The organism is Chloroflexus sp. (assembly GCF_034435895.1).
In the GTDB taxonomy this organism is placed as follows: domain Bacteria; phylum Chloroflexota; class Chloroflexia; order Chloroflexales; family Chloroflexaceae; genus Chloroflexus.
The window spans coordinates 1-11,717 of record NZ_DAOTWH010000012.1; the positions used below are offsets into that span (position 1 = coordinate 1).

Sequence of the window (11,717 nt, forward strand, 5' to 3'; positions counted from 1 at the left end):
CTATCCGGCTGGCCGCTCCGGCGCGACCGCCGCCGGTTTTACCCCACTCGGCGTCAGCAGTTCGGCCCCATCTACGCGCAGCCGCACCTGTCCAAGCGCCTCTGGCACGCACGGCCCGCCGGCGCAGACCAACTGCCACTCCCACTTCCCGCCAGCGCCGCTGATTTCGAGATCGATCCCCGGGTAGAGCTCACGGTAGCGCACCCCGTGGTAAACCGGCACGTTGGTCTGCCAGTTGGCTGGGTCGTTGCCGATGAAATAGTTCACCGATGTCGATAACTGCCCGAACGGCTCGATCCGCGCGCGCGGGTTGGCGTCTGGGAAGGAAAGCTTCACCGCTGCCGCCGTCTCAGGGTGGTCACCGTCACCCAGATCCCATCATCGGCCAGCCAAATCGCGCGATCGCTTCCCTGCACCAGAAACCGGGCGCGTGAATCGTACTGGCCGGTGTTCGCGATGAACAGCAATGGTTGCGCCGCGCGGCGCCGGCAGCGTTTCGCGCGCGGTATCGGCATCGGTTACGCTGGCCGCTGGTGCGCCGCTAAACGGCGCGCGCGCGAGCATCACGATGGTGAGGATGATGAGGGTTAGGGTCGTTACGCTCGTTATGGTGCGCATACCTGCTCCCCGCCTGTGACGGGTGCGTGGCGTCAGCGTAACACTAGCGGCGTGTAAACCTTGTGCAATCGCACTTCCCGCATCGTGTTCGGTCCCAAGATCGGCAGGTTGCCGGGATTGGGCAGCGGATTGAGCGATAGAACATTAGGAACGAGCAGAAACCGGGGCCATTGCGAGTCTTGGGTGAAGGTAAACAGGCGGTCGTTGACGTAGCTACGTAGCTACTTAGCAGTCGCGAATGGGTGGCGAGGGGGTAGACAATTGAAACCCTGTGGACGCGATTGAGCCGGATCTCGTTCGCATTGGGTGCATCATAGAATAGAAGTTGTCAATCACCAAGCTGCTGATCTCGTTCAATAAGGTGTTTGCCTGTGCAGTGACATCCGGATTGAGTGCCGCATTGCGTAGCAGTTCGGCCCAATCCTTCAAATCAACGTAGGGTTCGTACGATTGGTTGATTCCGTCGCTGATTCTTTCATTGATATTGCTATCGAACGTTTGGACTTGTTCGCGAATAGCGTGTAATGTTGGGTGTGATTGATCGTCGTACAGTTGGATCAGCTTTTCAGCCAATTGCTCTAGAGCTTCCTTCACCTTTCCGGCGCTGCTCAGATCAAGCACTGAGACCGTATACGCTCGTCGGTCGTTATGCTCTTCGGCGTAGCGCGCGGCAATCTGCACGGCGGCGGCGCGCGGTTCGATAATGCTATTGAGAATCTGAGCATAACTATCGTACAGAAAACTGCTCCAGCCAAGGCACTGGTACGAGATCAGGTAGTTCACGTGGTCGCGCAGATCGTAGGCCAGCTCGAGCGTGTTCATTGAGCAGGCGTCAAGGTGGAGGATCGTGATCGGCGCTAGCCCGTCACCCGACCGGAGCGCTTGGCGGAGTTCGGCCAGCGTTAGGTAGGCACTGTTTGTTTCATCATCATTCGACCCGCTAGCCGGGTTGTTGTCATTGGGATTATCGGCCAGATCACTGATATAGTCCTAGGCAATTCCTTCAGCCCCTTGACCGTGGTTCGCAATCCCACGTAGTAGTAGGTGGCTGGGAAGCGGCGCTGGCCCTCCAACAAAAAGGCGCGCAACGTATCCGGGTGATCCATCGCCAGCTCACCCAGACTCTCAACTGTCATATTCCGGCCCGGCTCGAAGATGTAGCGTTTGGTATCGCCGTCGGCGGGGCCGTCAAACAGCGCGATCGCTCGCACTGCGGCGTTACGCAGCGTCCCGGTGCTGAATAAGGGTGCTAACCGGTTGAGCGCTGCCTCCATCCAGTTAGGGGTGGTGTCGTTGTAATCCCCGGCTAAGTACAGCAGCATTGTCCGTGCTATAGTATTTAACGTAATGTATTGGTAAACCCGCTGCGACCACTCGCCCTCGCTATCGCGCACCCGCAACGAGACCAGATGCCCCTGCGGCAGGTTGCTAACCGTGATCGTTCTGGCCGTGTCTAGCAATCGCACTGGATCACCATTTGGCCGGTGTAACCACCACTCATAGTCGCTAATCTCCGGTGTTTCATCGCTGTCAACGCCGTTACCGATCAACGTGATCGATTGGCCGTCGTCAAGGGAGGCACCGGAGAGCGACACGATCGTGGCGATCGGTCGGGTATAAGTCATTGGCCGGTAGAGGCGAGTCTGTTGGTTGGTCGGGTGGACGGTATAGATCTCACCGTTGGCGGCTACGTCCCATACGCTGGGTGCCTCGCTAGTATTGCTGCCGAGCAGGAACCATGCTTCGAGCAGCCATGGTTGCGTCCGCCCGGCGGCGATGGCGCGTTGTTCGCGAAGACGTTGAAGAATAAACGATTGCCGGCCCGCAGCTTGAAGGCCTCGATCTTGCCGCTGACTGGCAATCCGTCGAGCGGCAGGGCAAACGTGGCTTGGTACACGCCGTCCGCTGAGAATTGCTGTACCTTTTTGGTGGTCAAGTCGGCAACGTAGATCTGGCCCTGCTCGTCGATCTCGATATCGTCGGGGGCTTGGAATTGGCCAAACCCGTTGCCTTCGCCACCCCAAGTGCGCGCGATCGCACCGCTGGGGGACACCTTCACCACCCGGCGCAAGTTCCGGTCAACGATAACGAAGCTGCTATCTGGCGCGACCGCCAAGGCGACTGGTCTCTCTAGTTCGCTGGCCAGACCGGTAAACTGGTGTAATAGCGCGCCATCGGTCGAAAAGGCGTAGACCTGCTTGCTGCCGGCATCGAGCACATACACTGTTGTGCCGGCAATCGCCAGATCGATCGGTTCGGTAAGGCCGCTCGGCAAGTCCCATGACCGCCGTACCGTGCCGTCCGGCTTGAGTTGGACGATCACGGCGGTCGATATGCGGCCGGCGAGAATCAGATCGCCGTTTGGCGCCACCGCGATGGCGTGTACTGCGTTGAACATGCTTGGGAACGGGAAGTAGCGAGTGAAGGCCTAGTCGGTGGCATAGTTGCGCGGCAGCACCAAATTAACCTGTTGGCTGCCATCCAAGATGGTGTGTTCCACCGTCGTCTCGCGGCCTTGGTAGATCGCGGTAATCCTGATTGTCTGATTGCGCAACGCTGCTGGCAACGCAGTTTCGTATATGCTTTCATTTAAGACATTGGCGCGGGTAATTTGGCGCATGGGCGTATTCCCGTTCTGATCACGAATGATCACCTCAGCGCCTGCCACCGGCTCGCCATTGAGATAGACCTGTCCATTGATGCAACACGGCGCTTCCGGTTGGCCCGGCGGCGTGACTCGAATGCAGCCGCGCGGCAGTGGCACAATAGGGTCTTCGTCGTTGGCCGGCGTTGGCGGGGTGGCGAACACCGGCGGGGTGATCTGCGCAATCAGCCCGATCATGCAGATGAATATCAGCCATGAAAAACGCATCGAAAACCTCCTTCGCTATGCCTGATGATTTCGCCCGCAGAATCATGAAATATGTTATGGGTACAGTTCCGTAACCACCGATAGCCTTATCTCGCATGGAGCCGGTATGTCGCTGGATCATCGCTCGCTCGCCGAACTCGTCAATTGTTGCCAAGCCGAGCGCTCCGCTTTTCGGAGCACCGGCGAACGATATTCGCCGTGTTGTATGGCGCTCTTCCGGCGCGCGTGCGCCGGTGATCAAGACGCTTGGACTGAGATCGTGTCGATTTTTAAGCTGTTGCTTTACAAATGGGTCAATAAGGTAAAACCGTCACTCGACGAGCATGAACTGCAAACCGCCATTGATGATGCGTGGCTTGGCTTGTCTAAAGCCTGTGCTAGCAATCCTTCCTTGACTGCAACTGGTGATTTAGGGCTAACCCTCGAGTATTTACGGAAGTGTGTAAGGAATGCGGTGTTTCAGTTTTGGCGGAAAAAAGCGAAGCAGCCTTACGAAGCGGCGCTTGATCAAGCCTTGCCCGCTGCCCATTTCTCTGTTCCTGACCATGTATTTGGAACTTCTCGCATATCTCGATCGCTTTATCACTGAGGAATCGGATCGGCTGCTGTTTGACCTTGTCTTCCTGCAGGGTTTTAAACCGGCTGAGATCTTGCAGCTTCGTCCTGACCTGTTTCCTGATGAAAAAGCAATCTATCAACGGCTCCAGACGCTCCGCCGGCGGTTGCGCCGTGATCCAAACTTTCACCGCCTGTTCGGTCTTGACTCAAGAGATGAAGGTCAGGGCAATGATTCGGCCTCATCCGGCAACGAATCTGACCCGTCTTCTTCGCGCTCATCGGGCCGAAAACCGGATGATCCGTCATTCCTTGAAGCGCGGATGGATGATGGTAACGAAGGAGATGAGCGTATGCAAACCCCATGCGATCTTGATGACGAGACATTATTGGATTATGTCGAAGGGTTATTATCAGACGCGCAGCGCGCGTTGGTAGAGGCCAATCCGGCTTGTGTGGCTCGCGCGCGCCGCTTGGCTGCCGAAATCGCTCTGATCGAAGCGCGCCTCTACCGCAGCACCTGCCCCGATGTCGATACCCTGCTTGCGTACCATGAGCGTGAACTCGAAAGCACACAGGCGCTTGTCGTTCATCAGCACGTCAGCCAGTACCGGCGGTGCCGCGAGGAACTCGACCTGTTGCAGGCGATGGATGCCGTCCCGTTCGATGAGCCGGCCCCGGCCAACCCAATCCAGCGTTTGGTGCAGGCCGTCTTAATCCCGCCGTTGGCCTTGAAACTGCGCGGCGATGCGCCCATTTACACCACTCAAGAAGAGCTGATTGCCTTAAGCATTGCCCGCAAGGCTCCCGGCGTGCTGCGCTGGAATATTCGCGGCGAAGTGAGTCTGCCGGATGGCATGCCGCTGCCCCAACCGGTCGAGCAGGTGTTCGTCACTCGCGACAATGCGCCGCCGGTGGTGGGTGAAATTGATGAAGATGGTTCATTTGTCCTGCGCGATCTCCCGTCCGGTTTGTACTGGCTAACTGTCGTATTGCCTGAGAAAGAGATCGTGATTGATCCGATCCAGCTTGGGGAAGGTGCATGACCACGGTCGCTTGATCCTGATGAGAGGCAGCCTATTGCATGGAACCCGCCCGCCTGATTGACGAACTGCTTGCGCTGCCCGATGACGAGTGGGAAGAATGGCTCTGCCGGCACGCTGCGCGCCTGAGTCTCGCTGTGGTTGCCGAATGCAAACAACGTAGCGATCAACGAATCAAAGACGACACCGAGCAAGCCGAACGTCTCACCCGCGCCGCGCTCGCAGTTGCCCGGCAGCTTCCCGCTGAGCCGTTGGCTTGGGCGTTGGCGAACTGGGCGCGCGGGAATTGGGCGGCATATCAGGAACCCAAACAAGCGGTCGATTGCTATCTCACTGCGTTGCCGGCCTACGTGCAGGCGGCTGACTATCTCGCGGTTGGCCGGCTCTATAGCAATCTGGTCGGCGTGTATGCCACTCTTGGCCGGTTTGCCGAAGCCGATCAGGCGTACTCGCAGGCGAAAGCATCTTTCGCTCGCGCCGGCGATGCTGCGGTCGAATATCAGCTCAGTTGCGATCTGAACTACGGTTTTTCATTACTTGAGCAAGGGCGCTGCCGGGAAGCCTTGGCGATCAATGAGGCCGCTACCGCGTTGGCCGAGCGCGTGCAGCTCTTCGAGGCATTTGCGGAAGCGAAGATCAACCAAGCCCTCATCCTCGCCTGCCTTGGCCGCATCGACGAGGTTGAGGGCTTGCTCCTCGTCAGTCGCGCTACGTTAGCCGCAATGCCACAGCCGCCCGCCTTGACGTTGGCTCGGATCGATCTGAACTTAGGGAACTACTACAGCGCTATCGGTCGTCTTCAGGCGGCGTTCGCTGCTTTTAAGCGCGCATTGACGGGCTTTCAGAAAGTGCCGATGGATTATGCCGCCACGCTGTTCGAAGAGGCCGGCTTGTTGGCCCGGCTCGGCGCGTGGCGGGCTGCCCGCCGGGTCTACGAGCAAGCGCGCTCGTTCTTTAGCGCCGAAGGCCTGCAGCAGTACGCCGCGCGGGCAGGGTTGGCCGGCGCTAAGATCCGGCGTGACCGTGATCCTTCTGAGATTGATGCGATGTTGGCCGGCGTTCTCGATCAGTGTGCTGAGCGGCCAGTTGAAGCGGCTGACGCCCGGCTCGAACAAGTCTGGCTGGCGCTGGATCGAGGTCATCTTGACGTTGCCAGCGCAAAGCTGGCTGCCGATCTGCCGCCGGATGCTCCCCCGAAACTGCACGTGAAATGGCTGCGGCTGGCTGGCCAGTTGGCGAAGCTTCGCGGCGATCGCGCGATGGCGCTTGCCATGTGGCAGCGCGCGCTGGCGCAAAGTCGCGCGGCGGCCTTGATCTGGCAACAGCGCGAAATCTATGCCGAGTTGGGCCGCTTCTTCGCATCGAGCAATGCTAAGGCAGCGACGGAGCATCTCGAAACGGCGGCCCGCATCGATGACGCCCTGCGCGCCGAGCTCAGCATCAAGGAATTGATCGCCGATTTCCAAGCGCAGCGCGATGATGTCTTGCCGGTCTTAGCCCGCATCGCGGCGGATCATCAGCAGCCCGAGCGCGCCTTGTGCGCGGCGTGGCGGGCCAAAGGCAGTGCGATCGCCGACCTGATAGCCCGCCGGGCCGGCCAGCTTCCCCAGTTCGCAAACCCGGAAATTGCAGCGTTGCATCAGCAGATCGTCCGCTTGCGCTGGGAAGCGGCGTATTACCAACAACGTGATGAAGAGGCCAAAGTCGCCGAACGACGGCGCGAGCTGGCTCAGTTGGAAGCGCAGATCTACCAGCTCCGCCTGCACGCAATGGATCTCGCTGGCGGCGCCGCAGTTAGCGTTACTGTCGATCCGGCGACGGTTGCTGCCCGCATGGATGCCGATCTCTTGATCGAGTATCTCGCCTGTGACAATGATCTGCTGGCGTGTTGCCTCGATCGGCACGGCCAGATTACGACCACGTGGCTCGGCTCGCTTGAAACAGTGAAACATTTGTGTCAAAAGCTCGAGGCTCACCAGAACTTAGTGTTGGCGTTGTTGCCTGCCCAGCGGGCAGCAAAGCTGCCGGCCACGTTGCCGATCCTACGCAAACTGTACGATCTGCTGTTGGCGCCGCTGCTGCTGCCGCCAGCCGGTAAGCTGTTGATTGCGCCCTGCGCGCCGCTGCATTATGTGCCGTTTGCTGCGCTGTGGGACGGTGCGCATTACGGGTATGAGCGCTATCTCATCGAGCAGACTCCTAGCGGGATGCTGGTGAGCATGCCGGCGCCTAGCGGTGAAACCGGCCCGCCGCTGGTGGTGGGTGCTTCAGCGGAAGGCCAACTGGGTGCGGTGGAACGCGAGATCACAGCAGTGCAGGCTGCCTTGCCCGACGCGCGCGTTTCGGTTGATGATCCGGCGGCGGTCGCGCTGCTGCGCGCATTGCCCCAACCGCCGCGCATCCTCCACCTGAGCGCGCATACCGAATTGGGGACCGAAGCGACCATCTTTGCCGGGTTGCAACTCGCCGGCAGGATGTTCCCGATTGCCGATTGCTATAATCGCAACCTCGCCGGTACCGAACTCGCGGTCTTGAGCGGTTGCACGACGGCGCACGGCATCGATACCGGCGGCGCGGTGCTGGCGCTGCAATCGGCGCTGCTGATCGCTGGCGCGCGCCGCATCCTCGTCAGCTTGTGGCAGATTAACGATGACGCGACAGCCGTCTTCATGCGCCATTTCTATCAGGCCCTCAATGCTGGTCAATCGCCTCCGGAAGCATTGCGCTCAGCCCAACAAGCGCTGCGGGCCGATCCTGCGTGCGTGCATCCGGCGTTGTGGGCGGCGTTTGCAGTGGTGCGGCAGGTCGGACTTATTTAACCCCTTTCGTTAAGAAACGTTAATCAAGTCCATACGAATTGACAATATTTACCTTTGTCATACATAATGGTAATACGTTGCGACCAGATCGTCGTGACCGGCATGTCCACGTGTTTCCATAATCCGCCACCCGCCGGAGGTCGCCTATGCTTGCCGATCCCTCACCTGCCTCGGAGCAACCTACAGATATCGACCGTCTGCAACGTGTCCAAGCGGCGCTCGATGGCGCGGCGCTGCTCTTCACCGAAACCGATACGCACGGTGTGATCACGTATGTGAATGCCGCAGCCCAGCGCTACTTCGGTTATCCGCCCGCCGAATGTCTGGGCAAGACTGTGCTGGAATTGACCTATCCTGCTGACCGTGAACGTTTGCAGCAGCAGGTGCGGGAGTGGGTGCAGCAGGGTCTGCGCACGGCTGAGATTGAGAATCGGATCGTGCATCGTAACGGTGCCATTTTCACGTTTCTGTGGTCGGTGACGATTCACTACGATGAGCACGGCCATCCGGTCTCCTTTACGTCTATTGGCCACGACATTTCGCAGCAAGAGCGGTTGCGCCAAGAGTTGCACGAAAAGCGTGAGATGCTCTATACCGTGATTGATAGTTTGCCGATTGGGGTGTTCTGGAAGGATAAAGAGTCGCGGTTTCTCGGTTGCAACCGGCGGGTGTTGCAGGATGCCGGTCTTTCCAATTTCAAGCAGATTATTGGCAAGACCGATTTTGATCTGCCGTGGCATAGGAAAGCGCCGATCTACCAGTATAGCGACCGCGCGATTATGAATTCCGGCCCTAAGCTAAATATTGAAGAGACCTTGACTCGCGGCGATGGTTCGGTGATCTGGCTACGCACGGCGAAGTTGCCTCTACGGCGCGGTGGTGAAACGATTGGCGTGCTGGGGTTTTATGAGGATATTACCGAATTGCACCTGCAAGAAGAGGGTTTGCGCACTTTCAGATTGTTAGTTGAAAACGCACCTGATGGAATTGGCATCACCGATACCGATCTCATCATTACTTACACTAATCCAGCCTTTGCTGCAATGCTCGGTTACGAAGCGTTGACCGGCAAGGCGTGGCTCGATCTCATCCATCCCGACGATCGATCTCTGCTCGAAACGGCTATTCGCCAGCCGCAGCGGGCCGGCATTGCCCGCACCACCTTACGCTATCTCCACCGCGATGGGACGATCATCACGGTACAGTGCTCGGTGCCGGCGCTGCGCAACCGCAATGGCCGCATTGTTGGCTATGCGTCGATTAATCAAGATATCACCGAGCAACTGCGCGCTGAAGAGGAGCGGCAGCGGCTGGTGCTGCAAGAGCAGGTGATCCAAGCCCAACAAGCTATTCTGCGCGAGCTGAGTACGCCGTTGCTGCCGATTGCCGCTGGGGTGGTGGCGATACCCTTGATCGGAACGATTGACTCGACCCGCGCTCAGCAGGTGATGGAGACGTTGCTGGAAGGCATTAACCGTTATCGGGCAACCGTGGCGATCATTGATATTACCGGCGTCAAGGTGGTGGATACCCAAGTCGCCGGCGCGCTGATCCGCGCGGCGCAGGCTGCTAATCTGCTTGGCGCGCAGGTGGTGCTGACCGGCATTAGTCCCGAAATTGCCCAGACCCTCGTCCATATTGGCATCGAGTTTTACAATATCATTATCAAGGCCACACTACAAGATGGGATTGCCTTCGCCCTCAACCGCCGGTATGCGCCGCAGTATACGAATGGCCGGAAGGTATTGGTGAAGTGTTAACCATATATGGAGTGCGGCAGTGCAACTGCCGCATCGCTACGATTACAAACCGCTCTCTCCCGCCTTCACCAAGAGCCATCCATCCCGCCACAGGGGGAGATTGCTGCGGGCGCAACGCGCCCACAGCAATGACATCAGACTCCCTCCCCCAGCGGGAGCGGGCTGGGGTGGGGGGGGGCAACCCAAAACCCTTTGCGCTCTCTGCGTTCCTTCGCGCCTTTGCGTTTCCCATCTCTGCGCCTTTGCCCCCTCTGCGTCGTAAATTGCAAGTGAGCGGAAGTGAAACGTCGCAGCGCCCCCCTCCCGCCTATGACAACGAGCGCCTAGTATGGAGTGGAGTGCGGCAGTCTCATTGCCGCATCTGACTTTGCATCTTTGCGCCTTTTCGTTTACCATGAAATTATCGGCTCGATCATAAGGAACCATCGCAATGACCGACGAACGCGAACGCATCCGCCTCACCAACTTGGCTGCCTGCGCCGGCTGAGCGGCGAAGCTAGGGCCGGGATCCCTTGCTTCGGTGCTGGCTGCGCTCCGCGTGCCGGCTAACCCGCAGGTGCTGGTTGGCTTGGCCGAAAGCGATGACGCGGCAGTCTACCAATTGAATAGCGAGCTGGCGCTGGTGCAGACGGTCGATTTCTTCCCGCCGATCGTCGATGATCCCTACACCTACGGCGCTATCGCTGCCGCCAACGCGCTCAGTGATGTCTACGCGATGGGCGGACGGCCCGTTATTGCCCTCGCCATCGCTGCCTTCCCCGATGACCTTGATCAGGCGGTGACGGCGGCGATTTTGCAGGGTGGCATTGATAAGGCGGCGGAAGCCGGCGCGGTGGTCGTTGGCGGCCATACCGTTACCGACCGCGAGCCGAAGTATGGCTTGTGCGTCACCGGTTTGGTTGATCCGCGCCGGATCATCGCCAAAGCCGGCGCGCAGCCGGGTGACCGGTTGTTGCTGAGCAAGCCGCTCGGCACCGGCCTGATCACGACAGCCGTGAAGCGCAATGCGGTTGCGGCGGAAGATCTTGCCGCCGTCACGGCCTCGATGCTCACCCTCAACCGCCATATCGCCGAGCTGATGGGGCTAGTTGAGGTGCATGCCGCCACTGATGTCACCGGCTATGGCTTGCTCGGCCATGCTGCCGAGATCGCCCGCCAGAGCAAGGTTGGTCTCCGTATCAACGCTGCCGCTGTGCCGGCGTTGCCCGGCGCCTTGCGCTACGCGGAAGCCGGCATGGTTCCCGGCGGTCTGCGCCGCAATCTCGATTTTGCCGCTGCCTTTACCACGTTTGCCCCCACGGTCTCTCCCTCCCAACAACTCCTGCTTGCTGATCCGCAAACCTCTGGCGGTTTGCTGATCGCTGCTTCCCCCGCCGCTGCCGTTACCCTGCAAGCCCTGTGCGCCGCCGCTAACCAACCGCTCTGGGAGATTGGCGAGGTGGTTGCCGGCACAGGCATTGCTGTGCAATAACGACACGTTTTTGGATTCATCTGCGCTCTTGCCAGCCGAAAAGTTGCCGAAACTTGATACTCTGTGTCAAATAGACAATTATCTATTGAGGTTTTGTTGCGAAAACGCAACTTTTTGATTACTGTAAAGCTTGCCGTTCGTTACATCCCCGTTGCAAAGTAGTGCTATTCTTTGCTTGCTAAAGTGAAATAGTGAGTTGATTAGTTTCAATGCTAGTTCTCAGTTTGTATTCTAACATAGTTAACAACAGAGAAGTTCCTATCCATACCGGCTAGGTTGCCGGCAGGATGGGTGGTGATCGGCGACGAGGCCGTATATGGAAGCACGTCATCTCTCCACATCTTTCCGGTCATGCGCTGTTGCTGGTTCGCGACAATATCGCGTCCAGTTACCTCGCATAGCGAAACCGTTCCCGATACCCCTTCGTTTAGCAGCCGCTCGTGAGCTCTCGCGCAACCATCATAACGGGGCGTGAGACGCTATATGTTAAGGAGCGTTTTATGAATACGCCTGATATTCTCCTCATCGAAGATAGCCCTAGCCAAGCCTTGCAGTTCCGGCTGATGCTGGAACAGGCCG

At 58.7% G+C, this 11,717-nt stretch carries 11 protein-coding genes; 5 read left to right on the top strand and 6 right to left on the bottom strand.

What is annotated here, in order from left to right:
- From U9R81_RS00730 to U9R81_RS00755, 6 genes are all read right to left on the bottom strand, one after another.
- Entirely contained in the window at positions 1-336 is a 336-nt protein-coding gene (locus tag U9R81_RS00730) for a hypothetical protein (protein ID WP_322493632.1), read from the bottom strand.
- A gap of 42 nt (positions 337-378) precedes the next feature.
- The gene (locus tag U9R81_RS00735) at positions 379-618 is read right to left on the bottom strand and encodes a hypothetical protein (protein ID WP_322493633.1); all 240 of its coding nucleotides are present in this window, start codon (positions 616-618) and stop codon (positions 379-381) included.
- Between the two features lie 225 nt (positions 619-843).
- Positions 844-1,602, bottom strand: coding sequence for a clostripain-related cysteine peptidase (locus U9R81_RS00740; protein WP_322493642.1), 759 nt, complete (start codon positions 1,600-1,602; stop codon positions 844-846).
- A complete protein-coding gene (locus U9R81_RS00745; protein ID WP_322493634.1) occupies positions 1,521-2,243 on the bottom strand; it encodes a hypothetical protein in 723 nt (240 codons plus the stop codon). Before U9R81_RS00745 ends, U9R81_RS00740 begins: the two co-directional genes overlap by 82 nt.
- A 62-nt stretch (positions 2,244-2,305) precedes the next feature.
- The gene (locus tag U9R81_RS00750; RefSeq protein WP_322493635.1) at positions 2,306-3,016 is read right to left on the bottom strand and encodes a hypothetical protein; all 711 of its coding nucleotides are present in this window, start codon (positions 3,014-3,016) and stop codon (positions 2,306-2,308) included.
- 30 nt (positions 3,017-3,046) lie between these two features.
- Positions 3,047-3,490 carry a hypothetical protein gene (locus U9R81_RS00755; protein ID WP_322493636.1) on the bottom strand — a complete coding sequence of 148 codons (444 nt, stop codon included), beginning with the start codon at positions 3,488-3,490 and terminating at the stop codon, positions 3,047-3,049.
- 106 nt (positions 3,491-3,596) lie between these two features.
- Between U9R81_RS00755 and U9R81_RS00760 the strand changes: the two genes are divergently transcribed.
- The 5 genes from U9R81_RS00760 (at position 3,597) to selD (ending at position 11,138) form a co-directional block, all read left to right on the top strand.
- Positions 3,597-4,079 (top strand): hypothetical protein, encoded by a 483-nt coding sequence (locus U9R81_RS00760; RefSeq protein WP_322493637.1) that lies wholly within the window; start codon positions 3,597-3,599, stop codon positions 4,077-4,079.
- Positions 4,042-5,091, top strand: coding sequence for a hypothetical protein (locus tag U9R81_RS00765; RefSeq protein ID WP_322493638.1), 1,050 nt, complete (start codon positions 4,042-4,044; stop codon positions 5,089-5,091). The genes U9R81_RS00760 and U9R81_RS00765 overlap by 38 nt, the downstream gene beginning before the upstream one ends.
- Before the next feature lie 38 nt (positions 5,092-5,129).
- Positions 5,130-7,907 carry a CHAT domain-containing tetratricopeptide repeat protein gene (locus U9R81_RS00770; protein ID WP_322493639.1) on the top strand — a complete coding sequence of 926 codons (2,778 nt, stop codon included), beginning with the start codon at positions 5,130-5,132 and terminating at the stop codon, positions 7,905-7,907.
- 146 nt (positions 7,908-8,053) lie between these two features.
- Complete coding sequence (locus U9R81_RS00775) at positions 8,054-9,667, top strand: PAS domain S-box protein (RefSeq protein ID WP_322493640.1); 1,614 nt, start codon at positions 8,054-8,056, stop codon at positions 9,665-9,667.
- A 430-nt stretch (positions 9,668-10,097) separates the two neighbouring features.
- Entirely contained in the window at positions 10,098-11,138 is a 1,041-nt protein-coding gene (gene selD, locus U9R81_RS00780) for a selenide, water dikinase SelD (RefSeq protein WP_322493641.1), read from the top strand.
- Positions 11,139-11,717 lie beyond the last annotated feature (579 nt).